The organism is Arsukibacterium ikkense, from assembly GCF_000987775.1.
GTDB classification, from domain to species: Bacteria; Pseudomonadota; Gammaproteobacteria; order Enterobacterales; family Alteromonadaceae; genus Alishewanella; species Alishewanella ikkense.
On the sequence record NZ_LAHO01000002.1, the window covers coordinates 56,240 to 81,620 of the forward strand.

22 protein-coding genes and 1 pseudogene are annotated in these 25,381 nt (G+C 48.6%); 4 read left to right on the forward strand and 19 right to left on the reverse strand.

Annotated elements, in window-relative coordinates:
* The first annotated feature begins 38 nt into the window (after positions 1-38).
* Positions 39-2,591, forward strand: coding sequence for a chemotaxis protein CheB (locus tag WG68_RS02260; protein ID WP_046556040.1), 2,553 nt, complete (start codon positions 39-41; stop codon positions 2,589-2,591).
* A gap of 136 nt (positions 2,592-2,727) precedes the next feature.
* On the opposite strand, the pseudogene WG68_RS02265 reads toward WG68_RS02260, so the two are convergent.
* The 7 genes and pseudogenes from WG68_RS02265 to WG68_RS02295 all read right to left on the reverse strand — a co-directional run.
* Positions 2,728-2,955 (reverse strand): annotated as a pseudogene (locus WG68_RS02265) (transposase); the annotation flags it as partial.
* 114 nt (positions 2,956-3,069) lie between these two features.
* Positions 3,070-3,351, reverse strand: coding sequence for a DUF2798 domain-containing protein (locus WG68_RS02270; protein WP_046556042.1), 282 nt, complete (start codon positions 3,349-3,351; stop codon positions 3,070-3,072).
* A gap of 175 nt (positions 3,352-3,526) precedes the next feature.
* Positions 3,527-3,844 (reverse strand): hypothetical protein, encoded by a 318-nt coding sequence (locus tag WG68_RS02275; RefSeq protein ID WP_046556043.1) that lies wholly within the window; start codon positions 3,842-3,844, stop codon positions 3,527-3,529.
* A gap of 10 nt (positions 3,845-3,854) precedes the next feature.
* Positions 3,855-4,724: an NAD(P)/FAD-dependent oxidoreductase gene (locus WG68_RS02280; protein WP_200897521.1), complete on the reverse strand. Its 870-nt coding sequence runs from the start codon at positions 4,722-4,724 to the stop codon at positions 3,855-3,857.
* Between the two features lie 55 nt (positions 4,725-4,779).
* Positions 4,780-5,178, reverse strand: a complete 399-nt coding sequence (locus WG68_RS02285; RefSeq protein ID WP_046556044.1) for a rhodanese-like domain-containing protein — start codon at positions 5,176-5,178, stop codon at positions 4,780-4,782.
* 54 nt (positions 5,179-5,232) lie between these two features.
* Positions 5,233-6,102, reverse strand: a complete 870-nt coding sequence (locus WG68_RS02290) for an MBL fold metallo-hydrolase (RefSeq protein WP_046556045.1) — start codon at positions 6,100-6,102, stop codon at positions 5,233-5,235.
* Positions 6,103-6,164: 62 nt separating this feature from the next.
* Positions 6,165-6,806: a peroxiredoxin gene (locus tag WG68_RS02295; RefSeq protein ID WP_046556046.1), complete on the reverse strand. Its 642-nt coding sequence runs from the start codon at positions 6,804-6,806 to the stop codon at positions 6,165-6,167.
* A gap of 404 nt (positions 6,807-7,210) precedes the next feature.
* Here WG68_RS02295 and WG68_RS02300 point away from each other — a divergent pair, with 404 nt between their 5' ends.
* Both WG68_RS02300 and WG68_RS02305 read left to right on the forward strand, forming a co-directional pair.
* Positions 7,211-9,316, forward strand: a complete 2,106-nt coding sequence (locus tag WG68_RS02300) for a TonB-dependent receptor plug domain-containing protein (RefSeq protein ID WP_083981768.1) — start codon at positions 7,211-7,213, stop codon at positions 9,314-9,316.
* A gap of 2 nt (positions 9,317-9,318) precedes the next feature.
* Positions 9,319-9,999, forward strand: coding sequence for a sulfite exporter TauE/SafE family protein (locus WG68_RS02305; RefSeq protein ID WP_046556048.1), 681 nt, complete (start codon positions 9,319-9,321; stop codon positions 9,997-9,999).
* Between the two features lie 414 nt (positions 10,000-10,413).
* On the opposite strand, the gene WG68_RS02310 is transcribed toward WG68_RS02305, so the two are convergent.
* The 12 genes from WG68_RS02310 to WG68_RS02365 all read right to left on the reverse strand — a co-directional run bounded on the left by WG68_RS02310 (position 10,414) and on the right by WG68_RS02365 (position 24,175).
* On the reverse strand, positions 10,414-10,923 hold the full coding sequence (locus WG68_RS02310; RefSeq protein WP_046556049.1) for an STAS domain-containing protein: 510 nt from the start codon (positions 10,921-10,923) through the stop codon (positions 10,414-10,416).
* Positions 10,920-12,287, reverse strand: a complete 1,368-nt coding sequence (locus tag WG68_RS02315; protein WP_052748920.1) for a PP2C family protein-serine/threonine phosphatase — start codon at positions 12,285-12,287, stop codon at positions 10,920-10,922. Before WG68_RS02315 ends, WG68_RS02310 begins: the two co-directional genes overlap by 4 nt.
* A gap of 119 nt (positions 12,288-12,406) precedes the next feature.
* The gene (gene secF / locus WG68_RS02320; protein WP_046556050.1) at positions 12,407-13,339 is read right to left on the reverse strand and encodes a protein translocase subunit SecF; all 933 of its coding nucleotides are present in this window, start codon (positions 13,337-13,339) and stop codon (positions 12,407-12,409) included.
* Positions 13,340-13,349: 10 nt separating this feature from the next.
* On the reverse strand, positions 13,350-15,203 hold the full coding sequence (secD, locus tag WG68_RS02325) for a protein translocase subunit SecD (RefSeq protein WP_046556051.1): 1,854 nt from the start codon (positions 15,201-15,203) through the stop codon (positions 13,350-13,352).
* 94 nt (positions 15,204-15,297) lie between these two features.
* Positions 15,298-15,615 carry a hypothetical protein gene (locus tag WG68_RS02330; RefSeq protein ID WP_046556052.1) on the reverse strand — a complete coding sequence of 106 codons (318 nt, stop codon included), beginning with the start codon at positions 15,613-15,615 and terminating at the stop codon, positions 15,298-15,300.
* A 139-nt stretch (positions 15,616-15,754) separates the two neighbouring features.
* On the reverse strand, positions 15,755-17,293 hold the full coding sequence (locus WG68_RS02335) for a bifunctional GNAT family N-acetyltransferase/carbon-nitrogen hydrolase family protein (RefSeq protein ID WP_046556053.1): 1,539 nt from the start codon (positions 17,291-17,293) through the stop codon (positions 15,755-15,757).
* Between the two features lie 113 nt (positions 17,294-17,406).
* Positions 17,407-18,111 (reverse strand): hypothetical protein, encoded by a 705-nt coding sequence (locus WG68_RS02340; protein ID WP_046556054.1) that lies wholly within the window; start codon positions 18,109-18,111, stop codon positions 17,407-17,409.
* Positions 18,111-18,860, reverse strand: coding sequence for a tyrosine-protein phosphatase (locus tag WG68_RS02345; RefSeq protein ID WP_046556055.1), 750 nt, complete (start codon positions 18,858-18,860; stop codon positions 18,111-18,113). Before WG68_RS02345 ends, WG68_RS02340 begins: the two co-directional genes overlap by 1 nt.
* Positions 18,861-18,863: 3 nt before the next feature.
* Positions 18,864-21,050: a GumC family protein gene (locus WG68_RS02350; protein ID WP_046556056.1), complete on the reverse strand. Its 2,187-nt coding sequence runs from the start codon at positions 21,048-21,050 to the stop codon at positions 18,864-18,866.
* On the reverse strand, positions 21,051-21,575 hold the full coding sequence (locus WG68_RS02355) for a polysaccharide biosynthesis/export family protein (protein ID WP_200897522.1): 525 nt from the start codon (positions 21,573-21,575) through the stop codon (positions 21,051-21,053).
* Entirely contained in the window at positions 21,572-22,765 is a 1,194-nt protein-coding gene (locus WG68_RS02360; protein ID WP_046556057.1) for an outer membrane beta-barrel protein, read from the reverse strand. Before WG68_RS02360 ends, WG68_RS02355 begins: the two co-directional genes overlap by 4 nt.
* Before the next feature lie 12 nt (positions 22,766-22,777).
* Positions 22,778-24,175 carry an undecaprenyl-phosphate glucose phosphotransferase gene (locus WG68_RS02365; protein WP_046556305.1) on the reverse strand — a complete coding sequence of 466 codons (1,398 nt, stop codon included), beginning with the start codon at positions 24,173-24,175 and terminating at the stop codon, positions 22,778-22,780.
* A gap of 369 nt (positions 24,176-24,544) precedes the next feature.
* Here WG68_RS02365 and WG68_RS02370 point away from each other — a divergent pair, with 369 nt between their 5' ends.
* Positions 24,545-25,207 carry a PEP-CTERM sorting domain-containing protein gene (locus WG68_RS02370; RefSeq protein ID WP_046556058.1) on the forward strand — a complete coding sequence of 221 codons (663 nt, stop codon included), beginning with the start codon at positions 24,545-24,547 and terminating at the stop codon, positions 25,205-25,207.
* Positions 25,208-25,381 lie beyond the last annotated feature (174 nt).

Below are 25,381 nucleotides of genomic sequence, written 5' to 3' on the forward strand. Positions count from 1 at the left end.
CTTTGCATCCCGCCACTACCGTAAATACCACTTGCGGCATGGTTGGTATTGGTGCGTCGGCCGGCGGGCTGGACGCATTAGATCAGTTTTTGCTGCATACTCCGTCCGATAGCGGTCTGGCCTGGATCATCGTCCAGCACCTGGACCCGACCAAGAAAGCCTTGTTGCCAGAATTATTACAGCGGGTAACCCGCATGAAAGTGCAACAAGCCAAACAAGGCATGGCCGTCTGTGCCAATCAGGTTTATGTCATCGCTCCCAATACCGAGCTGAGGGTACAAGATGGCAAACTGAAACTGAGCAAACCCAAAGAGCAACGGGGTATGCGCCTGCCAATCAATATTTTGTTTCAGTCACTCGCTAGCGAAATTGGCAAAAGTGCCATCGGCATCATTTTATCTGGCATGGGTAACGATGGCGCCCTTGGTGTGCAGGCCATTAACGCGGCAGGTGGCCTGACAGCGGTGCAACAACCCGCATCGGCACAGTTTAAATCGATGCCTGAAGCCGCCATTGCCACCGGCTGCGTCGATGTTATTGCCGGCGCAGCTGAACTGCCGGCGCAGATCTTGTCTGTTATCGCGCAGGTGCCGCCTTACAGGCTGAAACGCACTAACGCGGCACCACACGGCCAGAGCAGTGCACCGGCCGGTGCATTGCAACAGATTATCAGCCGTTTGCAGCGACATACCCGACATGATTTCTCATTGTATAAAACCAGTACTTTACAGCGGCGGATTGAACGGCGTGTAGCGGTACACATGCTGGATTCAATGCAGCAATATGCTGATTTTCTTGATGATAATCCTCAGGAAATCGACTTGTTATTTAAAGAATTGCTGATTGGTGTCACAAATTTCTTCCGTGATACCGCTGTGTGGAATTATCTGGCCGGCAGCATCCTGCCCGGGCTGTTACAGCAAAGTGAAGACACGGCATTACGCGCCTGGAGTATAGGCTGTTCTACCGGAGAAGAAGCCTACTCGCTGGCAATAGTGTTTTGCGAGTTGCTTGAGCGCCAACCTGAGCTGCAGCATTTCAGTTTAAAAATTTTCGCATCTGACGTCAGCCCGGATGCCATTACAAAAGCACGCCACGGCCAATACCCCTTGGCCATTGCCGGGCAAGTATGCGCCCGGCGCTTAGCGCAGTTTTTTATCCGGCATGACAATTACTATCAGATAAAACAGCATGTCCGCGATATGGTGTTGTTTGCCCTGCATGATGTGATACTGGATCCGCCGTTCACGCGCCAGGATTTAATTGTCTGTCGCAACCTGCTGATCTATTTTGATAGCCTGCTACAGCGCAAGTTAATCCCGCTGCTGCACTACAGTTTGCGCAAAAATGGTGTATTACTTTTAGGCAGTTCAGAAACCGTTGGCCGTAACCAAAACCTGTTTGTGCCGCTACAGGCAAAGTTGCGCTTCTTTCAGCGCCAGGATCCGCCAGAAAATGCCGCACGAAATTTACCAATGCATTCGTTTCCACCATTATTAACCTCAAGCAAGGAGTATCCTGTGCCCGCAAAAACTATAGCTTCTGCGCATCCTGACAACCTGCAAAGCGCAGCCGATCACGTGCTGCTGCAGGTTTACGCACCTGCTGCGGTGGTACTGAACAGTGCCGGTGACATTGTTTATATCAGCGGGCGCACCGGTAAATATCTGGAGCCGGCTGCCGGCAAAGCTAACTGGAACTTTCATGCCATGGTGCGAGAAGCGTTGCGCGCGCCGCTGGCATTAGCCCTGAAGCAGGTTGCAGCACAAGCATCCGCAGTAAAAAGTGCGCCGTTAAACTTACGCGGTTTACCGCTGTCTGCCGATGACGATACCATGCGGGTGGATGTTACAGTGCAGGCGCTGCAGGAACCTGCAGCGTTAAAGGGTATGACCATGATCGTATTTCGCGATGTTGCTGCCAGCACAATCAACACGCCGCCAGACAGTATCAACTTTTCACTGGCAGCGGTGCAGCAACAGTATCTGGATGAAATTCAAACCCTGCGGGAAGAGTCCCGCGAGTCAAAAGAAGAGTTACAGTCCAGTAATGAAGAACTGCAATCGACCAATGAAGAACTGCAGTCAACTAATGAAGAGCTGACTACGTCAAAAGAAGAAATGCAGTCGATGAACGAAGAGCTGCAAACCATTAATACTGAGTTGCAGAGCAAACTGGATGACCTGGCGCTGGCGCAGAGCGATCTGCAAAACACCCTGAACAGTGTTGAAATTGCCATTCTGTTTTTAGATCAGCAACTAAATGTCCGCCGCTATACCGACCGCGCCGCTAATATTATCAACTTGCGGGAGAGCGATTTGGGCCGGCCGCTAAGCGACCTGACCAGCAGCCTGCAGTATCCACAGCTGCATAACGATGCACTCGAGACGTTACGCACCCTTAAATTTTGTGAAAAAGAAATTCCAACCACTGATGAGCGCTGGTTTTCAGTGCGTATTATGCCATACCGGCGACTGGATAATATGATAGACGGCGTGGTGATTACCATGGTAGATATCAGCGCCACCAAAAAGCTCGAAAGCGCGCTACGCGAGACACCTGAGCACAAGCCTGCAATAAAGGCGCCGTGATACACAACAATCGCTGTCCGCGCTGCTCTCCCTGCAAAGCACTGAAGCATAAGGCCTTTAGTCTAAAAACGGCTATTCACTGACTAACGCTTCCAGTTGGCTTTTGGTCAGGGAACCACTTTTTCGGTTTAGTTTTTACTATCGGGTACACCGGGGCCAGAGGTCGTTGCTGCCAGGCTTTCACTTCGTCTAATACGGCATTCGTTACCTGAGAGATAACGTTCGGCGAGACTTCAACCCCACAGGCTTCTTCAACATGCGCCTGAATGTCGCGGGTAGACATGCCTCTGGCATAGAGCGAGACGATAGGCTCATCAAAGCCACCGAGCTGTTTCTCGCCATTCTTATAGTCAGCTAATAACTGATCGATAAGCTGGTCTGATACTGGCATTCTTTATGCCTTTCAAATACATGGATAGAATGCTACTTACACAGATTTTTTATACTCTCACAGTAATAGGGAATCGAGTTCCATAACTCACTCCATTGGTCGTTGAGAGTATTGGGTGGCGTTCTGCGCCCGCTTCAATCGTTGCAGCAAAGTTTGTGTCATCTGCTTTACCAGCGGCAATACAAGCAACAAGGTTGGAAAAGCTATCACCCAAGACCAGAGCCAGGCTTGCAACCAGCCACTCAGGCTAAGTCCACTAAAGCCCAATGCTTTGATTGAACTGACAAAAGAGATCACACAAGTCATTAGTATAGACAGGATTAGTGGCATGAGTAGCCTTTCAATTAGGGAAAACTTAACTTTTATCATATTTTATACCTCAAACTTGCATTAGATCTCTTAGGGAATAGAGCGTTGGTGTCTTTTGTTAAAAAATAAAGGTTTTCACTTCAGTGATTTAATAGTTTGCTCATACTTGATCCTACTGTTGTTTATTTAATATTAGCTTCCATTAAAATGAAGCTGGCTGTGAAAAATTGAAGCGTTATTTTCGTTTGATTAACCAGGGTCTGAACAATAACCAGCTGTATATAAAGCCTCCAATGCCAACAGCCAGTAAACTGAGTTTATCTACCCAGGTCAGCACATAGCGTAATTCAGAGTCAGTTATCATCGGCGCCATAAGCATCGCCACAATCGCAATCGCGAAACTCAACAACCAGAGTGACAAGCTTGTGCTGCGTTTCCAACCGGCACGACCAATAATCTGACTAAGTAATAGCAAGACCAGTAGCAATATAATCAACAACAGGTAAGGTTTAATCGTGAACCACAGCACAGTAACAATACTCATAATATCCATTATCTTCCCCTTACACCTTCCCAAGTAACATAGCGTTATAGGCTGGCTGCAACATCTTCTCTTCCATGACCCAGACAGCCCAGGACTCTTCAGTTGGATCGATAAATCCAAAGGATGGCATCAATACATTGCCATAGCCAAACTCTGCCAGAACCGCTTTACCAATGGCGGTGATCAGTGGGCAGGAGGTATAGCCGTTAAACTTAGCGGTGAGCTCAGAGCCGGTTAAGTAAGACAGAATATTGCTTTCAAGTACCGGCGCCTGCAGTTTGACTGAGGCCGCAGTTTTGCCAAGAGGGATACCCGCCACATCACCGATACCGAAAATATTAGGATAGCGACGATGCTGTAAGGTGTATTGATCGACCTCCAGCCAGTCGTGGGCAAAAGGGCCTTCCTGCCAAGTCAGGCCAGAGTGACGAACTGCATCCGGTGCCGACATCGGAGGGACGACATGAATAAAATCGTAATCTTCTTTAAAAACGCTACCATTCAGGTCTGTAAAATATGCCTGCTTCGCTGCGGCATCAATAGCGGTAAGCTCACGCTGATAATTCACCGTTACACCTTGCTCTGCCCAACGATTGACTACGAAGTCGTTATACACTGGCACCGTAAACACCCGGTTGGCAAAAGGTGTCATAAATTGAAGGTCGAAGGCATCTCGCTTACCACTGTTTTTAAGACGAGATAAGGTAGTAAAGGTCATTTTTAACGGTGCACCAGCACATTTCAAAAAAGTTGTCGGTAAAGTAAAGAGTCCTTTGCCTGAGCCTTTTGCAATAAAAGCGTCAATTTGTTCGCTGGTTTTAAGGGCACCCTGTGGTCCGGCGTAAACTGAGCCTATCCCCTGCTGGCCAATCAGGCTCTCGTTTTTCATCACTCGCCCTCCAGCGATTTGGAATGTAGTAAAGCAGCGAAAGTTTTAGCTCTAATCAGGTTTCGATTTTAAATCCAGCATCAATCCAACTTTGAAACCCTCCTGCGATTGAAAATACATTTTTCAGTCCCATTTGCTTCAATGTGAGCGCAGCAAGAGCAGAGCGTGCTCCAGAGCGACACATTAAATACACCGGTTTGTCAGCAAGGTCTTCTAACGCAGTTTTGGCATCACAATGTGCGACAACAGATGGGTGTTGATGAATTTTCATCTCCAACATGCCTCGCGGGAAGTTTACAGAGCGATCAATATAGCCTTGTTGATATTCATCAGGTTCGCGAACATCAATAAGTACAGTATGGTGGTCGTTAAGTATTTCAGCTAATTGAGCTACTGAGATTTCAGTAATTTGAGCTTTGGCTTCTAAAACTAATTCTTGCGATGTTTTTACCATTTCATTACTCCTAAATAACTGACCGGTATAGAAATAAAATTTTTCTGTTTGCCTTCAGAGCATATTTATCGGGACTTTCAAATATACCTGACCATTATCCTCTTTAGGAGGTAACTGCCCAGCGCGGATATTGACCTGAATAGAGGGTAAAATCAGCCGAGGCATTGATAAAGTCTTATCCCGTGCTTTGCGTTTTTGCACAAAGGCATCTTCTGCAATCTCGCTGTTTACATGAATGTTGTGCTCCAGTTGTTCTGCTACCGTGGTTTTGTATTCATGCTCCCTGCCTTGAGTGGGATAATCGTGACAGATATAGATTTCTGTCTCAGCAGGCAAAGAAAGTAATTTTTTTATTGATTGGTATAGCGTTACCGCGCTGCCACCCGGGAAGTCACAGCGTGCCGTACCGACATCCGGCATAAATAAGGTATCACCGACAAACGCCTTCTTGCCGTTAATCAAATAGGCCAAATCGGCTGGCGTGTGGCCAGGGGTGTGCATCACCTTGATCGACAAACTGCCAACCTTGAGCTCTTCGCCATCTTTGAATAAGTGATCAAACTGAGCACCATTAGGCAGGAATTCTTTTTCTAAATTGAAAATCTGCTTAAAAATCGACTGTACTTGCTGGATGTGTTCACCAATGCCAATTTTGGCGCCGACTTTCTCTTTAAAAAACGGTGCGGCAGATAAGTGATCCGCATGGGCATGGGTTTCCAGTATCCATTCCACAGTAAAGGTTTTCTGCTCTACATAAGCCAGAATCTCTTCTGCACTTTTGGTCGAGGTATGACCTGACTTGTAATCAAAATCCAGTACCGGATCGATAATCACAGCCAAGCCCGAAGTTAAATCGGCAACCACATAGCTAAAGGTTTCACTGTCGCTATCTAAAAAGGCTTTTACGTGTACTAAAGGATCCATAACCCCTCCTAAAAAGTGAAAGCAAGAGCTGCAAAGCAGCTCTTGAAAACATCAGCACTGTATTACAGAGATTTTTTGCTGAAATACCAGTCGATATATTGGTAGCCTTGATCCTTACGGACTTCGGCATCAGCCATCGTTGCTGGTGGTGGCACGATGACATCTTCACCTGGCTGCCAGTTTTCTGGTGTTGCCACTTTATGCTCATCACTGGTTTGCAGCGCTTTTAATACCCGCACGAACTCGTCGATGCTGCGGCCATTGCTCATTGGGTAGTACACCATCGCCCGTAAAATGCCGTTCGGGTCAATAATAAAGGTGGCACGTACCGCCGCTGTGTCGCTGGCACCTGGCTGGATCATGCCGTAAGCTTTTGCCACTTCCATCGATAAATCGGCAATGATAGGGAAGGTAATTTTCACACCAAAGTTTTCTTCAATGCTGCGTGCCCAGGCAATGTGTGAGTGCACGCTATCAATTGACAAACCTAACAGCTCACAGTTTAACGCAGCAAACTGCTCAGCACGGGCCGCAAAACCCATAAACTCGGTGGTACACACTGGCGTAAAATCCGCAGGGTGAGAGAACAGCACCAGCCATTTACCTTTGTAGTCTTCCAGGGTTTTCATGCCAAAAGTGGTTTTTGCATTAAAAGCTGGAGCCGGTTTATTCAGCTGTGGGAACGTCACGTTTTGTTCAGACATTTTGTAATCCTCGATTGGTTGTTAAGAGTACTTTAGCGAATTCGCTTATATCAAATTAGACTATGTTTATAACCAAAGGAAATAAAAGTTTTAGATTAACGTAATCGGATTTATCGATTAATAAGTTGTTTTCTTACTAAAAGTTCAACTTGGCTGTTTAGAGCGGCCATATTTTATACACCGCCCTTATGCGCTTTTTGCCATTAATAATCAGTTACTTATAATTAAACCTCAATTAGGGAAACCTATTATTTCTAATAAAGGCTTCTTAATTGGCAAAAAAATATGTTGCTCTGCTCCAGCTCTTGCCGCACTTAAGTGCGACAATATGTCGCGGCTAAAACACCTGAAAACCATTTTGAGATGTTATAACATTCAGATATGTCTAATATAAAGAAATACTGATGAAACGATTAACTCAACTCAGCTCAATGTTACTCTTGGTTCAAGGATGTACCCTCATTGCAAACGCACATGCAGAAACGCGATCAAACAGCCAAGCGGAATTGAAAGCCATCTCAGAGCATGACTTAGAGAAAATAAGCATCACAGCATCACCCTTTAAAACACGGGTTAATGATTCCGCTTCGGCTATAGAGATACTCGCTAGCGATGAAAAAGCGCGCTATCAATCTCTATCTTTAGGCGCATCGCTCGAAAAAATAGCGGGTGTTAGTAATGTTGCTACTGGCGGACAATCTGGGAAACCGGTGTTAAGAGGGCTAAGCGGAGACCGGATCCGTATTCTCCTAGATGGTGTGCCACAAGACCATCAGCAATATGGCGTGAGACATCCACCTAATGTCGATCCATTTCTAGCCGAACGTATTGAAGTAGTGAAAGGCCCCATGAGCGTTTTATACGGTGCCGATGCAATGGGTGGTGTTGTTAACCTTATAAGCAGGCCCCTACTGCTTAATTCAGGCGTCAGCGAGCTAAACCAGGCAACGCTCTTTTCGCAATATCACTCGAACAATAATCAGCGTAGCTTGTATTTTGATGCAGATGCCAGTTACAACAACTGGGGCGGCTATTTAGGGTTTGGGCAAACTGAGGCAGATAACTTCTCTACCCCCAGTGTCCTGACTTTTCCGTTAAATATCAGCGGTACCGCCCCTCTTTTTTCAGGAGAAATACCGTTCACTGATTTTAAAGCGCGTGATTTTGCTTCTGCTATTGGTTTCGCCAATAACACATTTGAAAGCACTTTACGTTACATGTTCTGGGCTAATGATCAGAATTATCTGCAACAAAATGGGCAACCAACTGGCCAATTCTTGACGAATCACAATCTGCTACTCGATAACGCGTATCAGATGAATGAAAATTGGTTATTCAAATCACGTTTAAGCTGGCAAAAGAATCTCAGGGATGCAAGTACAGGTATCGCCTATCAGGGGCTTGATGATGGCAATATTGACTTAAGCCTGGAGCTTAATCGCTACCAAGGTCGTTTCTCTGTGGTTCATGACGCTATTAAGGGCTGGCAAGGTGAGCTTGGATTTGAAGTGGTTGATAAGCAGCAGCGCACCTATGTGGGTAATTTAATTCCGGATGCGAACAGCAATAGCTATTCGCTTTTTGCTTTTGAGCGTCTGGAGCATGGAAAATGGATAACTGAAATAGGATTTAGGTTTGATTATATATCGCAGCAAGCTCATCTAGCTGTAAACAGCAGCGATTCACGCCATTGGAATGCATTGAGTGGATCTTTGGGTCTAACCTGGCAATTTGCAGATAATTGGCTTGCTACAACGCATCTCGCCCGAGGGTTTCGTGCTCCTTCAGTGTTTGATCTTTATGCACTGGGTGTCCATGGTGGCGTAGCGGCCTATCAACAGGGCAATCCTGAGTTAGAAGAAGAATATTCTTTCAATAAAGATGTTGGAATACGTTATTTTACGCAACGTATTAACTTTTCCTTTATTGTTTTTTATAACACCATTGATGAGTATATTTACCAAGCCAGAACAACAGAGTTACACGCACCCTCAGGCTTACCCATCCATCAGCTCAGGCAAGGCGATGCCAGACTGCTCGGCAGCGAAACCGAAGCACAATGGCAACTTACGGATAGTGTAAAGCTTGTAGCGAACTTCACAAAGATCAACAGCAAGCTTAAAGATATCGGCTCAGAATTACCGTTGTTGCCAGCAGACAAACTCCACGCAGAGTTGCTCTGGCAACCAGAAAAGTTGCTGATATTCGAGGCCCCAGAGCTTTATCTTAATGCTCAATATTATGCTCATAAGCAAAGTGCCGGTGTGTATGAGCCTTTTTCGCAATACGATAAGTTGCCCTTTGGTACTGCTTCAACTCCAGCTTATACCCTGTGGAATTTTGGGATAAAAGGCGAGCTTAAGGCTTTTTCATCGCCCATAGTCCTGAGACTTTCAGTAAATAACGTGTTTGATAAAGCCTACAGTAACTTTTTAGATACTTATAAAGGCTATGCCTTGGGGCAAGGCAGAAACATGAGCGTCAGTTTGACTATACCAATTGGAGCTTAAGCATGACACATGAAGTGGCGTTACTATTCGGCAGTGCCTTTGTGATTGGCTTATTAGGCAGCGCCCACTGTATCGGCATGTGTGGAGGTTTAAGCTCCGCACTCTCAATGGGCCTTAAACCGCAGAAACCAGCTGAAAAGGTTTGGTTTCTAAACCTGTTAAATTTAGGAAGAATCTTCTCTTATGTCCTGGCGGGAGTGATGGTGGGATCTGTTGGTTACTTCGCACAAGATCTGGGTGCGGGTAAGCTGCTTCGCTTGTTCGCCGGGATTCTTATGATTTTGATGGGGCTCTATATTGCAGGTTTATCAAAGGTACTTGTTCACATAGAAAGAGCCGGCGCAAAAGTCTTTTCATTTATACAGCCGCTATCCAGAGCATTTTATCCCATCAACAATAGCCGAAAAGCTTTTATTGTCGGATTTTTCTGGGGATGGTTACCTTGTGGCTTGGTTTACAGCACTCTGGTTTGGTCTGCTGCACAAGGCTCAGTAATTATATCACCGCTATTGATGTTGGCCTTTGGCATGGGAACCATTCCAGCACTGCTGTTAACAGGCTCATTGAGTGTGAAATTTCAGTCAGTAATAAAAAACTCAAACTTTAGGTTACTTAGTGGATTAGCTGTCCTCATTATGGGCATTTGGACGATTCCTGGCCCTCACAAAAGCTGGCTCATGTAGAAGAATGAGGAAAAACAAACGTCTGCTGATTACTTAAGGCGCTACTTAATTTATCTTTGCCATTTTACGCAATAATGTATCTTAAAAATTCATACACAGAGAGCAAAACTGGACAGGCACCACAGCCAGCCCGGAGGACATTAGCCTGACTCAAACCGATTTTGAATTTGAGGTCCATAACAAAATTAAACTGTACGTCTGCTTCTGGCACTCATCAGCCAGATGATTTAATACCAATAGCTAAAACGAGCCAGAAGCGGAAGCAAGAATCTCCCTGCGGTTAGCAGATAGCAGCCGTTTGTCTAAATGACTGGGAAGTGTTTGGTTTGTTGCTGGCCCAGTGAATTATTGTAGCGCATGCTGCTGAGCGGTATATCGGTTAGCTCAGCAGCAAAGTGGCCGGGCCAAATGCGCTTAGTTCAGTTGCTGCCTTAGCAAATCAACCAGAGGCTGAAATTCTGCTTTGTTTTTATCGTTAAGATCCAGCAGCGCCTGGTGTGCCCGTAAAATCATCCTGCCCTGCTCCTGCTCGCTGTATGACTGTGCAGCAATACTTGTCATATCGGCCGGCACATTGCCTGGAGCTAAATGGGTGGGTTGCTGAATAATCTGAAAGGCCTGATCCAGACACAAGCCAAACAGCAGGTCATTTATTTCACTTTGGGTGGAAAATAGGGTTGGTTTTGGCAGTTGTTGCTGCTGGCAATAACGAGCCAGACTGGCCAGCAAGCCGATGTAGGTGCTGTCGATAAAGGTCGCCTGATTTAAATCGATAACCACCTGGCTGCAAGGTGTTGCATCGCTGAATAACCGCTCAATCAGATCATCCATGCCGCTGGCATTGGTGTAACGCAGCTCGCCGCACAACTTGAAATAACAACAGTTATCAACACGGGCAAACAGGATTTGCTCTTGTTCACTCATCCGTTACTTACTCCCGGTTTATGCTGGCATCGGATAAGCTTAAGTATAGTTAAATCATCCGGCAATGCCTGATCCGGATCAACACCCAGCGCCTGCAGTAATCCGGCAATATCGGGGGCAGTAGCGCTATGATCTTTAAGAAACTGCAGTTTAAGCTCAGTGGTCTTTTGAGGCAGCAAATCTAACAGCCCGTCCGAGCACAACAACAAACTACTGTCTTCATTCATGGTTAGCGAATGGTTCTGGTAACTGGCAAAATCAAACATGCCAACCGGGGTGCTTTTCAGCTCAAGGTAGCGCGCTTGCTGCGGTTGCAGTAGCAGCGGCCACGGATAAGCCCCGGCATTGGCATAGGTTAACTGATGGCTGCGGGTATCAAGCACCGCATAAAACAGCGCAATATATTTAGTGAGGTTTTCCCGCAGCAACTCGCTGTTTAGCGCCGTCAGCATGGCCGCAGGGTTAAGCAGGGTATCGGCACTGCCGCGCTGCAAGCGCTCATAATTACTACTGATAAAACGTTTTAAGTACACGGTAACAAAAGCTGATGCCACACCATGGCCCGACACATCGGCAATGTAAAATACCACCTGGTGCTCGTTGGCAGTAAAATAATCAACAAAGTCGCCGCTCATATAGGCCGAAGGATAAAGCGCATGGCTGAACTGGTAGTTGCCGCAACTAAAACTGGCCGCTGGCAGCATATTAAATTGTACCTGCTTACCGGCGCGCTCACCGGCTTCCAGCTCGGCCAGCGTTTGCTGTAATTGCTGATTACTGACCGCCAATTCTGCCGTTCTGGCCTGAACTTTAGCTTCCAGGGTTTCATTAAGCTGTGCCAGTTCAGCGATAGCAGTATAAGCGCGCAGTGCCGACAATACGGTAGTGGTTAATCGCTGCACTGTCAGTTCGGTTTTAGCCCGGTAATCATTAATATCATAGTCTTGCACCACCTTCTGCTCTGGTGCCTGCCCTGGCTGACCGGTACGCAGTACTATACGCACCAGCTGGTTTTGCAGAGTATCGCGGATATAGTGCACCAAGGTCAGACCGGCATCATCGGTTTCCATTACCACGTCCAGCAATACCAGGGCGATGTCACTGTTATTGGCTAAAATCGGCTTGGCTTCGCTGGCACTGTAAGCACTGATAAACTTAAGTTTATGGTTCTTAAAGTTAAAATCACGCAGGGCCAGCAAGGTAACCTGGTGAATTTCCGGATCGTCATCGACAATCAGTACTGTCCAGTACTGATATTCACGCTGCGGTGCCTCGCTGTCAGCGGCAAATACCATAGCGTCGTCAGCCAGACCTGAGCGTTCCCTGAGCTTGCTATTATCTTGCGACGTAACAGGCAGTGCCATTCGCTCATTCCTGACGTTAATAAAAGTACTTACAAACGGTAGCACAGTTAGCCGGAGCCGTTAAACCAATTTACACCGCAGCACAAAAACGGCCTTATGGCCGTTTTTCATAACACAACTTACCCGGTATGCTCTGCTTCAGGCGGCGGTGGGGGTAACATATCTTCGCGGCTGATGCCAAGCACCTCTGCCGTTGCACTGGCCACATACACCGAAGAATAGGTACCGATAGCAACACCGAACAACAGTGCAGTAGCAAAACCATGAATGAGTGCCCCGCCCATAAAGAACAGCACCAGCAACACCAGTACCGTGGTCAGCGACGTAATCACGGTGCGGTTTAACGTGGAGGTAATAGCATGGTTAATAGTGTCATCTACCGTAGCATCACGTAGCTTGCGAAAGCTCTCCCGCAGCCGGTCAAACACCACTATGGTGTCGTTAATCGAATAACCAATCAGCGCCAGAATGGCGGCGAGTACGGTTAAATCAAACTCCAGTTGCAACACCGAAAACAAGCCCAGCGTCAGGATCACATCATGCGCCAGTGATACCACCGCCCCCACCGACAAGCGCCATTCAAAGCGCAATGCGACATACAGCAAAATACCAAGCAGCGCCACCAGCATGGCCAGGCCACCGTCTTGTTTTAACTCTTCGCCGACACTGGGGCCGACAAATTCAACCCGGCGCATAGTTACCGGCTCGGCCAGCTGACTATTCAGTGCCTGCAACACTGCCTCGCCTACTGCCGCCTGTGCCACATCGGCGCGAAGTGGAATACGAATAAGCACCTCTTTACTCGTACCAAACAACTGAAGAACTGCATCGGGGTAACCGGCTGCCGCCAGTGTTTGGCGCATCATGCTCAGATCGGCCCCTTGCGCCAGCCCTACCTCAATTACGGTACCACCGGTAAAATCCAGGCCCCAGTTTATACCCTGGCTGAAAATAGATACAAAAGACCCTACTACCAGTAAGGCAGACAACCACAAAGCAGGCCATTTAAATTTCATAAAATTAAGCGGCTGGCCAAAATTAAATATTTGCATACCCCACTCCTTACAGCGGCAGTGACTGCAAACGGCGGCCACCCCAGATTACATTAACCAATAAACGGGTACCCACTACCGCAGTAAAAATCGAGGTAAGAATGCCAATGGCCAGGGTAATGGCAAAGCCTTTCACCGGGCCGGTGCCAACCCCGAACAGGATCAGCGCCACCAGCAAGGTGGTAATATTAGAATCGGCAATAGTGGCAAAGGCGCGATCGTACCCGACATGGATAGCCTGCTGCACCGAACGCCCTTCGGCCAGCTCCTCCCGTATGCGCTCAAAGATAAGCACATTAGCATCGACCGCCATCCCCACAGTTAGCACAATGCCGGCCATGCCCGGTAGCGTCAGCGTGGCGCCCGGGATCATCGACAAAAAACCAATCATTAAAATAAGGTTGGCGCCCAGCGCAATATTGGCAATCAGGCCAAAAGCTTTGTAGTACAGCACCATAAACAGCAGCACCGCTACCAGGCCCCACTGAATAGCCAGCATGCCCAGTTTAATATTTTCCTGGCCTAAGCTGGGGCCTATAGTGCGCTCTTCAATAATTTGTACCGGCGCCAGCAAAGCGCCCGCCCGTAATAAACTGGCCAGGTGACGGGCTTCGGCCGGTGAGCTCAGACCGGTAATATCAAATTCGCGCCCCAGACGCATTTGAATAGTGGCGTCGTTAATCACCTCCTGTTGTTTTACCAGTAACGGCGTGCCATCGCTGCCCAGTTCAGTACCGGGTTTATACTCAATAAATACCGAAGCCAGCCGCCGGCCAACCGCATTTTTAGACGCATCCGCCATTAAACTGCCACCGGCGCTATCCAGCTTAATATTCACTTTGGCCTGACCATACTGATCATAGCCAGCACTGGCATCAATAATATGATCGCCGGTCAGCAATACCCGTTTATCCAGCAACAGTGGCCGGCCATCGGTGCTGGCATATAAGTCCGCATGCACCGGCAGGCGCCCCGCTACGGCGGCGGCGATATCGCTGTCTGTATCTACCAGCCGAAACTCCAGCGTGGCGGTGGCACTTAAAATATCTTTCGCCTGGGCGGTATCCTGTACCCCAGGCAATTGCACTACTATCCGATCAGCGCCCTGACGCTGCACCACCGGCTCGGCCACCCCAATCTGGTTTACCCGGTTGCGAATAATGGTAATGTTTTGCTCCAGCGCATATTCCCGGATCTCACGCTGGCGCTGCTCGCTCAACGCCAGGCGCAAATGCAGCGCATCATTATCTGCAGTGATCACAAGCTGGCGATCCTGCTTCGCTAACAGCATGGCGGCAGCCTGCATCTCCTCAGCCTGACGAAAACTTAACAGCAGCTGGTTGTTGCTAAGCTCGGTTTGAACGCCAAGGTAACGGATCTGGGCCTGGCGCAAATCACTGCGAACCTGACTGGCCAAATCATTGAGGTTTTTATCCAGCGCGGCCTGCATATCTACCGCCAGCAAAAAGTGCACACCACCGCGTAAATCCAGGCCCAGCTTCATCGGCGTGGCACCAATGGCACTTAACCAGTCGGGGGTGGCCGGCACCAGGCTAAGGGCCGTGGTGTAATTCTTACCTAACAGGGTTTTCGCCAGATCCCGCGCCTGCAATTGCTGCTCAGCGCTGTGAAAACGGGCAATTATTTTGCCATCAGCCAGTTGCACAGATTTTGCGCTTAGCCCGGCGTGTTCAAGCTCTTGCTCAAATTGCTGCTGGCGTTGTTCAGTAATAGCACTGCCGCGACTGGCGCTAATTTGTAACGCGGGGTCTTCCGGATATAAATTGGGTAACGCATAGAGCAGGGTCAATAGCAGCATGGCGCTTACCAACAGGTACCGCCATAACGGGTTCTTATTTAACATGACTTTTCCTTCACATAGCTAGCAGCCGCTAAGCCTGGCTATAGCAACCACTCAAAAATACCAACAGGCTGACTGTTCGGCTAAATTGTTAGTGTTAGTGTGAAGAAAATACGGGAGGGGCTCGCGCCGGATGTGCGCTATAGCACACCTTGCTCAGGCTAGCGCTAACACTGGCCTGCGCTGGTGGAACAGTACAATAAGCATTAGCCGTAATAGCAGAAAACAGTGCTACTGGTGGCGAATCATCATGGTCAGTAATCGAGCTAGCGGTATAGTAATAAAGTGCCGGATTAAGCGCCTGCAGCTGGGTATCAGCCAATGGTGATAAGCGACTATCGTGCACGGCCAGGGCTTGCGGCGAGCACAATAAGCTTAAATAAACCAGAATGGCGAAACTACTCAGCCAACGCATAACACCTCATCAAACAGGATACACAAGCTGCGTAGCACAGTTGCGTGGTCATAGCATGAGGCTTCGTCAGCGCTGAAACAAGCCATCGCCCAATAAATAGTTTTCAGGCGATGACTATAAGCTGAACTTAGCTATGCACTCACTTTTTGATTTTAGGTGGGTTAACCAGCGATAATTGATACACATCGTGCCGCCGGTCTTTCATGGTGTGAACACTGCCATGGGTATGCAACTCTTTTAATAAATCCAGATTCACATCGACAATTAACAGCATTTCTGAATTGGGGGTAGCTTCGGCTTTAATGCCGGTAGTCGGAAACGAGAAATCAGACGGCGTAAACAGTGCCGACTGCGCGTACTGAATATCCATATTGTTCACCCGTGCCAGGTTACCCACCGCGCCGGCAATTGCCACATAACATTCATTTTCTATAGCGCGGGCCATGGCACAGTGGCGCACCCGGGTGTATCCGTTCTGGGTATCAGTTAAAAAAGGCACGAACAAAATATTCATACCCTGATCCGATAACAGGCGGGCATATTCCGGAAACTCGACATCGTAGCAAATCATAATGCCGATTTTGCCACAATCGGTGTCAAACACTTCCACTTTACTGCCGCCGGTCATCGCCCAGTTGCGCTTCTCTGCCGGGGTAACATGCACTTTGTCGTACTGCTCCCAGCTGCCATCGCGCCGGCATAAAAAGCCGCTGTTATACAACTTGCCGTCGATCAGATACGGCATACTGCCGGTAATAATATTAATGTTGTAGGCAATGGCAAAATCAACAAATTTATCCCGAATAGTCTCGGTATATTTGGCCAACTGGCGAATACTTTCGGTGACGCTTAAGTGATTGTAATGAGCCATTAAAGGCGCAGCGAACAGCTCTGGAAACAGAATAAAATCGCTTTTATAATCCGATACGGCATCAACAAAAAATTCCATTTGTTCAAACAGTTTTTCAATGTTTTCCATGCTGCGCATTTGCCATTGCACCAACCCCAGCCGCACTTCCGCCTTAGGCGCATTAATCAGCTTAACGGACTTGGTATAGTAGATATTTAACCATTCCAGTAAGGTGGCGTATTCCTGTGATTCAACATCACCGGGTATGTAACCTTTTAACAATTTACGCACGTGAAAACCATTGGCCAGCTGAAAGCTCAGCACCGGATCGTACAACTCTTTGCGTTTCACTTTCTCAATATACTGTTTTGCCGTCAGAGTATCAGCATGCTGCTCATAGTTTGGCATGCGCCCACCAGCCATAATGGCCCGTAAGTTCAGGTTCTCACACAGCTCTTTACGCACATCATATAAGCGCCGGGCCAGGCGCAGACCGCGGTAGTCCGGGTGAATAAACACTTCAATACCATACAGCACATCGCCATTAGGATCATGATTATCAAATGAAAAACCAGAGATAATCTGCTCGTAGGTATGGTCGTCACTGAATTTGCTGTAATCGATAATTAATGAAAAAGCACAACCCACTACTTTACCGTCAACACAGACACAAATCTGCCCCTCAGGGAATTTGGTCAGTAAGGTGTCGACAATATCGGCAGTCCAGGTCAGTAACGGACCCGTTTGATACACCTCTTCCGAGGCCGCCCTAAGCTCTGTCATATCCTGGTTGGTCAAATGGCGTATTTCGACGTGATTAGCGTCCATAAAATCTCCGGCAGTATCTATAGTGGGCCAAGAATAACACACTCTGCTGCAGCTGTGACTAGCTGCCTGCTCGCAAAAAAGCCTTGTCGTGCCAGCATTTTAGTCCCGCAAGCTTAAACCGGCTGTGGCCAATGCCGGCACAGATCATGCCGCAGCCGGGCATAGACGCCAGGGTTTAACGCGTGTTGGCGCAAAAAGGCACACTGTACGTCGCGCAGCGGGCTTTGCCGCGCTATCGCAATGTACTGCCGGTACACCGGATAATAGGCGGTTGCCAGTTTAAGTTGGTCAGTAAAATACTGTGCTTTAAATTCTGGCGGTAGCTGTGGCCAGAAATCATTTGCCAGCCTTGCGCCAAGTAGCAGAGGTTGTGGCATATAAGGTCCATATTGCTGAGCTTGCAGCAATTGCCGGGCGGCTTCTTCTGGCTGTGCCAGGATCCAGGCCAACGCATAGGCATAAGCCGCATAGCCATCCCCCCACTGTGGCCTTTGCGCCAGCGCCTGCTGATACAGCTGGCGAAGTAGCAAGGGGTCAACCTGCTCTAATTGCTGTTGATGGCCCCACTCTAAGGTACGGGCTAACATCAGCCGATAATGCGGATTAGCGTTGTCAAGCTTTAGCGAGCGCTGCGCTGCCGCTTTCGCATCCTGATAAGCGGGTAGCAATACAACGCTGTCGTGTTGCCAACGCTCCAGATAATATACCGACTTAAAGTGATAGGCACTGGCCAGGCCCTGTCTGGCCAGTAACCCTATGGCCACAAGCATGGCCAGTGCCATTGCAGGATAAAGCCAACGGGCGTGTTTAGGTTGCATCAGCCAGCCACCATCACCCCACCAGCGGTAAACAGCGACTGGCTGATTTCTGCCGGCGTATCCACCAGCAATTGCTGCAGTTGCTCTGGCGTCATGCTACTGGCTAACGCCGCCTTAGCATCGGCCAGCAGCGGTGGCCGGCGTTTTACTGAATGACAATCTGTAGCAATAACGCTGAAGATACCCTGTGCCAGATACTGCCGCGCGAGTTGCAACGGTTTATCACCCATCACACCCAGCAGTGACGCTGCGGTCAGCTGAAATAAGCAATCCAGCCGCTGTAACTGGCTGATTTTAGACGGTTCCTGTTGCAACTCGCGGTTGCGCTCGGGGTGCGCTACCATCACCCGGTAGCCGAGCCGGCCAAGGTATTTAATCAGCTTATCACTTCCTGCCGGAATATGGCTGTGAGGAAATTCCAGCAGCAGTAACATATCGCCCTGATAATGCCCCAGCAGCGGCAGGGCTTTACGCTCTGCCAGCTGAATAAGCTGTGGCTCGACTCTGAGCTCTGCGGCAGCGGCCAGCTGGATATCGATACCTGCTGCTGCTGCGCCATGCCGCAGTGCAGACAACGCCGCCGTGATACTACTGACGGTATTGTCATAATACCCTGCCTGCACATGAGGTGTGGCCACCATATGACTGATCCCCTGCTGCTGGGCCAGACGCAACAGCGCTAAGGCTTCGGCCATATCGGCGGCGCCGTCATCCACCGCGGGTAATATGTGGCAATGTAAATCGATCACCGGTTATGCCTGCTCTGCGCCATAATAGCCATACTGACCGTACTGGCCATAATAACTGGCCGCTTTTTCAGTATCCATCTGGTTTAAAACAACACCATACAAATTACCGTGCGCCTGATTAATTTTCGCGATAGAGTTTTTCAGCGCCGGGCTGCGGGTATGGTCGGCTTTCACTACCAGTAACACAGCATCAGACATCGGAGCCAGCAGCAAACTGTCACTGACTAATTGCACCGGTGGCGTATCAATAATAATCTTGTCGTAGTCGGCGCGTAAGGTATTCAGCAGTGCTTCGAAAGCACCACCAGCTAACAACTCCAGTGGATTAAGCGGCACGGCACCTGCGGCTAACACATCAACGCCACTCTGCTCATCCCTGACGATACAGTCGGCTAGTTTTTCCGTACCGGACAGTACATTGGCCAGGCCGCTCTGATAACTGGGCAATCCCAGTTTACTGCCCAGCGTTGGTTTGCGCATGTCGGCGTCGATCACCAACACCCGCTCAAGCGCAGCATAAGCATAAGCCAGATTTAAGCTGACGGAGGTTTTTCCCTCTTCCGGGTAAGACGAGGTAACCTCGATGATTTGCAATGATTTATCTATTGCAAGCAGCGATAAGCTGGTGCGGATATTAGACACAGCCTCAATATGTTGGCGCTGTGAACGATCAAAATAGGCACGGGCCCGCACCAGTTCAGTGGCCTTTTTCGTACTCCGTGGCAAAAAGCCCAGCGCCCGTTGGTTCAGCATTTTCTCCACATCGGGCAGATGCTTTATGGTGTCATTCAGGGCATCGAGAACCAGTGCCATAACAATAGCAACACCTGAAGCAGCAATTAACACCAGTAATAAAATCAGCCTCTTATTTGGTTTTTCCGGTACGGTGGGCAAAGTCGCCAAATCGGTAAAGCGCGCGATAGGTGCATCAAAGCCCCCTGTTACTTCCGTTTCTTTTTGCCGGGCCATAAAGTTATCAAATAACAAGCGGTTGGCTTCGACTTCACGTTCCAGCCGCCGATAGTCTGACTCCAGCGAACCTAACCCAGAAAAGCGGCTTCGTGCCAGGGCAAAACGCTGTTCAAGCGCAGTCAGGCGCTCTGCAGTCGCCTGTGCTTCCTTTTCGACTCCGTCAATCAGCCGCAAAATTTGTTGGGTAAGATTTTGCTGTACCGACTGCAGTTCAGCCTGAGCTGAAATCATTCTCGGGTGTTTCGGCCCGTATACCTTAGCAAGTTCAGACACTTTACGCTCGGTGACCAGCACTTCACGTTTTACGTTCTGGATTGAGATATGCGAGGTAATTTCCGGCAAGCTTTCCAGGCGCCGGATATCATCGCGGCCAAATCGCTGTACCAGGTTTAAAAAACCCTCCGTTTCTGCTTTACGGGCACGGGCAACTGACAATTGCTCGTTCAATCGCTCCAGCTCACGTTGATCCAGTGCGGTAACACCTGCTACATCAACTAAGTTATGGGTTGCACGAAATTGCTCCAGTTTAAACTCGCTTTGTTCCAGCTTGTCACGCAGTTCTGTCACCCGCCCACCCAGCCAGCTACTGGCTTTTTGGGTCATCCCCAGCCGAGCATCCAACTGGCTGTTTATATAGGCCTCACCCAATGCATCGGCCACCGCCTGCGCCAACCGCGGATCTTCAGAGCTAAAGCTTAACCTGACCAGCTGGGTCCGGCGTACCGGCGTAATCTGAACATTTCGCACAAAGGCGTCCAGTTGCCGTTTATGCAGCAGGAAAGCAGCATAGTCGGGATCAGCAACAGGCGCTTTTTGGGGCAGAAAAGGCAGTAACGCCACGAGCTGTTGCTTCCAGCCAGGTTTAGGCTGGTATTCAAAGTGGCTGGCAACATTCAGTTGCTTAAACACCTGCTCGGCGATAGAGCGTGATTTCAGTACTTCAAACTGCGTCAGATAATATTCCTGCTGCGACGAGTTGAAGCCATAAACCTCTTCAATCTTAATGGCGCGGGCCTGATTGGCTTCCAGCAGTAACGTTGAGGTCGCCCGGTATACCGGCGCCATATTTAACAACACAAAAGTTGCCAAAGCACCGCATAGCAACGTAAAGGCCATGATGCGCCATTTTGCCCGGTAAATAACATTAATGGTTTTTTTCAGGTCAATAACCTGGATGGCCTGACTGGCACTATCCACTCGCGTGATGTCAACTTGCATTTAAAAGAATCTCTGTAAAATAGTCACGGTATCACCCGCTAGTACCCGACTGTTCAGGCTGGCATTTTCGGCTTCTGCTTTATTCGCTTCGCGGGCAATCATAATCCGATCGCGGGATGCGCGCTCAGTCAGCCCACCCGCCAGCGCAACAGCCTGATTTACGGTCATACCAGGCTGGTAAAAGTAAGCTCCGGGTTTTTTCACTTCGCCGTGAATGTAAAATGGCCGGTATTCGTCAATGCCAACAAACACACTGGGGGCTATCAGATAATCACCTGCCAACCCCTGATAGATAAGCTGCTCCAGTTGTTTCAATGTTAAACCGGTCGCTTTAATACTACCCAGGAAAGGATAATTTATGGTACCGCTGTCAGTAAGCTGTGTTTTCAACGCCAGATCATCCTGGCCAAACACCCGGATACTGATCTTATCCCCCGCTCCCAGTAAATAGCTGTCATCAGCAACAGCACTCCAGCTGGCAAGTACCAGCGAGCATAGTAGTAATGGTTTTAATATCAGCATCATAAACCTGCCTGAACTCCAACGTAGAATATGTTTTTATCAAAACGAATGTGCCTGGCTGTAGAAACTTTGCGGCTAAGGTCGGTACCGGCTGTCAATAACATATTGGCGCGCAGCAAATAGCTTACTGCCAGACTTAGCTCCCGGGTTTTATCACTACGCCCGCTACCCGCGAAATCTTCACAGCTGTAAGCAAAACGAATGGTGCTTGCCAACAGCTCAGACCAATTATGGCGCCAGCTGATCCCATATAAGGTTTCTTCAACGTAATCGCCCTGTACATTTGGCTCTTTCGCCAACCTACCGGTGCTTAGCCGCCATTGCGAATAGCTAAGTGGTGCATAAGCTAAACTGGCTTGCCAGGTAAGGCCCTTGAAATCTTCACGCCCTAGGCTTTCAAAATCTTTATGCTGATAACCGAAGCGTACACCAGCTGAAGTTAATGCAGTTGCTTGCCACTCCATCCCCATACGATAACTGGTTGTGGTATTATCACGGTTGCCGGTAGGGTCGGTTTGCTCATAATTAATGTCGGCACGTGTTACCTCGCTAAGCAGGCGAATGCTGGCCTGGGTATTGTAGTAAAATGCCGCGCCGTATGAAAAACGCTGGTAGCTGCGGTAGCGGGTCAGGTTGCCATGACTGCTATATGCTTTGTCGTACCAGCCAGCCATTAACCGCAACCGCGCTGGCGTAGACAGGGCACCATATTCATAGTCCACATCAACATCACTCACCTCAAAGGTTACCGGCTCTTGCAATGCATTACCCATACCTTCCGATACTCCGGTACCACGCTTTTCATGACCTGACCGGTAGGTAATATCAAGATCGAAACGGTTGTTTTCATTCAGCTCTACCTTAGCGTCCGCCCCAAGAAAGAAATCCAGGTAGTTGTCATCAGAGCTCGACATATAATGGCCGCGGGCCAGGCGTGCGGTAGCGCTAAACTCATCAGGCCCCTTCTTAAGCTGCGCACGCAATAGCGGAGTGACGGCCAGCAGCCAGCTCGACATTGCATGTTCGCTGGTACTGGCGATGTTGTTATCGTGGCTTAAACGGGTTTGCAGCATCGGTGTAAAGTCAATACCAGTTTCAGTGGTAATACTGCCACCAATATACTCAGTGGCACTTAGTGTGGCCGATACTCCCAGCGCCGCCAAACTAAGCGTAACGCATGAGAAATTAAACATTTAACGTCCTTATTAATACGCGTTTTTGCTAAAGAAACCTTTTACCAGGGTGTTTAAAATTATTTTTATATCGAACAGTAGCGACCAGTTGCGAATATAGTCCAGGTCAAACTTTACCCGCATTTCCATTTTTTCCAGTGTGTCTGTTTCACCACGCCAGCCATTAATCTGCGCCCAGCCGGTTATACCCGGGCGCATTTTGTGCCGCAGCATATAAAATGCAACTTGCTTACGGTACTCCTCATTGTGGGCAACAGCATGCGGTCTGGGGCCGACAACCGACATATCGCCGGTTAATACATTAAAAAACTGCGGCAGTTCATCCAAAGAAGTACGCCGTAAAAACGCTCCAACCGGCGTGATACGGCTGTCATTGCGGGTAGCCTGCACCACCTTTTGGCCATTATCCATAGCCCGCATCGAACGAAACTTATAAACACCGATCCGACGGCCATCCAGACCATAGCGGTCTTGCTTAAATAACACAGGTCCATTCGATGTCAGCTTTACGGCCAGGGCTATTAATAGCATTAACGGCAATACCGTCAGCAACGCACAAAGGCTGAAGGCAATATCAAAGCTGCGTTTGTAAAAATTCTGAATACCAAAGCCGGGCGATTCAAACACACTTATCGTATCCACCTCCCCAACATTACCAATACGGCCATGCATCAGGTTCTTCATCAGAAAATCCGGCACCAGTAGTACATCAACCGTGGTATCACCAAGCTCAGTGATCATGGTTGCCACCCGCTGCTCGGCCAGCATCGGCAGGCTAATATACAGTTTCACTAAATCGCCATTGCGGGCCAGGGCCAGCACATCACTAAAGTTACCGCGTAAATAGGGCTGAAGCTCTTCTGGCAGCCGGCTGGCAGCACGATCATCAAAAAAGCCTATACAATCAAATCCCAGCTCAGGATGACGTGAGATCTCCTGATACAAGCTCATACCGCTGGCACCGGCACCAATAATCGCAACCTTTTGCATAGCAAGGCCACGACGGCGCTGCACTGTTTTGACCATCTTGGCACAACAGCGCCACAGCACTAAGGTACAGATTGAACCTAAATACCAGCCGACCAATACCGCCCGCGAAAAGGCTTCAGATTGTTTAAAGACAAACAGCGCAGCCAGCACCAGCAGAAAAGACAAGGTATGCACGAAAACCAGTAGTGCCAGCATGCGGGAAAACCGCCCTACCCGCCACGATCGGTAAAGCTGCACAGATTCAGCCAGGTAGGAATAACACAACATATGAGCACACAGCAGCAGCCCATACTTACTGGTCAGGGTCACGTCATACAACTTAACGCCGGCAATAAACACCGCCGTGAGAATGATCAAATCAATAAGTCGGTAAACAACATAAGAGGCATGCCCCGCATAACGGAAAGTTTGCTTATTCACGGTGTTAACTCCATCTAAACAGGTTAAAGCACTGACATCAGACAGCCGCCACAACCAACGCATTTGGCCAACGCAAATCTGACATCGAACTCAAAATAACATAATTATCACATTTTAAACATCTAAAACTTTTATTTCACATTTACAACAACAGATGTTTGTTACAGCCTGCAGACAGCAGCATTAAATTTTTTCTCTTTATTAGACAAGGCTTTAGGATTGCATTTCTAAATTAACAAATTAACATATTGTCAATATTATTTACACAAGAAAACCGGTGCAAAATTATGTCATTGATATAACTAGAATTTATCTAGAGGCACGATTGTTGCATATATGTTTTCAGTATTTACAACAATGGTGATAAACATGAAAATCTCGTTAAAAAGCACTTTATCCATCGCAGCGTTATGCTTCAGCTTGTCCAGTCAGGCAGCATTAATTCAGGTATCAGCTACCGACGTTTTACCTGGTGCAGTCAGTTATCTGGCACCGGGGGCGGGCGACATCGGCGGATTTCCAACGCCTTACAGCCCGGGTTCAACCCTGCTGGAACAGACTGTTTTTGGTTCATTAGACGACATCCGGATTGCCAGCCGTCTTGATATTAGCGCCTTGGATCGCACTACAGATAATGGTGATGAGGCGAGCGGCTGGGACCTGGCGCTGCTTGAGTGGTTTACCGAGTTTTACTATTACAACACCGTTGCTGACGAGTGGCAGGCGGTAACCTCATGGTATGCTTTTGTTGCCTGGGACGATGTTGAAAACTGGCAGACTGATCCGACTATCAGTGGTATTGATTTCTGGAGCGGCGACGTGCGCGAATTTTTAACTGGCAATAGCTGGTTGAGCGGTGACTGGCTGGCCGTATCCAGCTTTGAGGGTGACAGCAGCACCTTTACTTACAACTTTTTTACCGTAAGCGACGCCACCAGTATCCCAGCTCCTGGTACACTAGCCCTGTTTGGCCTGGCTCTGGCAGGGCTGGGTGCCAGCCGCAGAAAAAAGCTAAGCAACAACGCTAAGTAACTATGCGGCGCAGGCCCTGCCTGGTGCAGGGCCTGCCTGACACTGTAAACTTTCTTGACAATGCCCTGCTCGAACTATCCAGATTAACCACGACCCTGCTTATTACGCCCCGACTAACCAAAACACCGCCCGCTCCTGCCAGCTCCACTTAGTGACAAGACGCTACACCACTTT

What these genes read in the sequence shown, in the direction of transcription:
- WG68_RS02275 (WP_046556043.1), bottom strand. Translation starts at nt 3,844, where the DNA reads ATGGATATTATGAGTATTGTTACTGTGCTGTGGTTCACGATTAAACCT.
- WG68_RS02300 (WP_083981768.1), top strand. Translation starts at nt 7,211, where the DNA reads ATGAAACGATTAACTCAACTCAGCTCAATGTTACTCTTGGTTCAAGGA.
- WG68_RS02270 (WP_046556042.1), bottom strand. Translation starts at nt 3,351, where the DNA reads ATGATAAAAGTTAAGTTTTCCCTAATTGAAAGGCTACTCATGCCACTA.
- WG68_RS02340 (WP_046556054.1), bottom strand. Translation starts at nt 18,111, where the DNA reads ATGCAACCTAAACACGCCCGTTGGCTTTATCCTGCAATGGCACTGGCC.
- WG68_RS02355 (WP_200897522.1), bottom strand. Translation starts at nt 21,575, where the DNA reads ATGATGCTGATATTAAAACCATTACTACTATGCTCGCTGGTACTTGCC.
- WG68_RS02295 (WP_046556046.1), bottom strand. Translation starts at nt 6,806, where the DNA reads ATGTCTGAACAAAACGTGACGTTCCCACAGCTGAATAAACCGGCTCCA.
- WG68_RS02315 (WP_052748920.1), bottom strand. Translation starts at nt 12,287, where the DNA reads ATGGCACTGCCTGTTACGTCGCAAGATAATAGCAAGCTCAGGGAACGC.
- WG68_RS02360 (WP_046556057.1), bottom strand. Translation starts at nt 22,765, where the DNA reads ATGTTTAATTTCTCATGCGTTACGCTTAGTTTGGCGGCGCTGGGAGTA.
- WG68_RS02350 (WP_046556056.1), bottom strand. Translation starts at nt 21,050, where the DNA reads ATGCAAGTTGACATCACGCGAGTGGATAGTGCCAGTCAGGCCATCCAG.
- WG68_RS02285 (WP_046556044.1), bottom strand. Translation starts at nt 5,178, where the DNA reads ATGGTAAAAACATCGCAAGAATTAGTTTTAGAAGCCAAAGCTCAAATT.
- WG68_RS02280 (WP_200897521.1), bottom strand. Translation starts at nt 4,724, where the DNA reads ATGAAAAACGAGAGCCTGATTGGCCAGCAGGGGATAGGCTCAGTTTAC.
- secD (WP_046556051.1), bottom strand. Translation starts at nt 15,203, where the DNA reads ATGTTAAATAAGAACCCGTTATGGCGGTACCTGTTGGTAAGCGCCATG.
- WG68_RS02260 (WP_046556040.1), top strand. Translation starts at nt 39, where the DNA reads ATGGTTGGTATTGGTGCGTCGGCCGGCGGGCTGGACGCATTAGATCAG.
- WG68_RS02310 (WP_046556049.1), bottom strand. Translation starts at nt 10,923, where the DNA reads ATGAGTGAACAAGAGCAAATCCTGTTTGCCCGTGTTGATAACTGTTGT.
- WG68_RS02370 (WP_046556058.1), top strand. Translation starts at nt 24,545, where the DNA reads ATGAAAATCTCGTTAAAAAGCACTTTATCCATCGCAGCGTTATGCTTC.
- WG68_RS02305 (WP_046556048.1), top strand. Translation starts at nt 9,319, where the DNA reads ATGACACATGAAGTGGCGTTACTATTCGGCAGTGCCTTTGTGATTGGC.
- WG68_RS02335 (WP_046556053.1), bottom strand. Translation starts at nt 17,293, where the DNA reads ATGGACGCTAATCACGTCGAAATACGCCATTTGACCAACCAGGATATG.
- secF (WP_046556050.1), bottom strand. Translation starts at nt 13,339, where the DNA reads ATGCAAATATTTAATTTTGGCCAGCCGCTTAATTTTATGAAATTTAAA.
- WG68_RS02330 (WP_046556052.1), bottom strand. Translation starts at nt 15,615, where the DNA reads ATGCGTTGGCTGAGTAGTTTCGCCATTCTGGTTTATTTAAGCTTATTG.
- WG68_RS02290 (WP_046556045.1), bottom strand. Translation starts at nt 6,102, where the DNA reads ATGGATCCTTTAGTACACGTAAAAGCCTTTTTAGATAGCGACAGTGAA.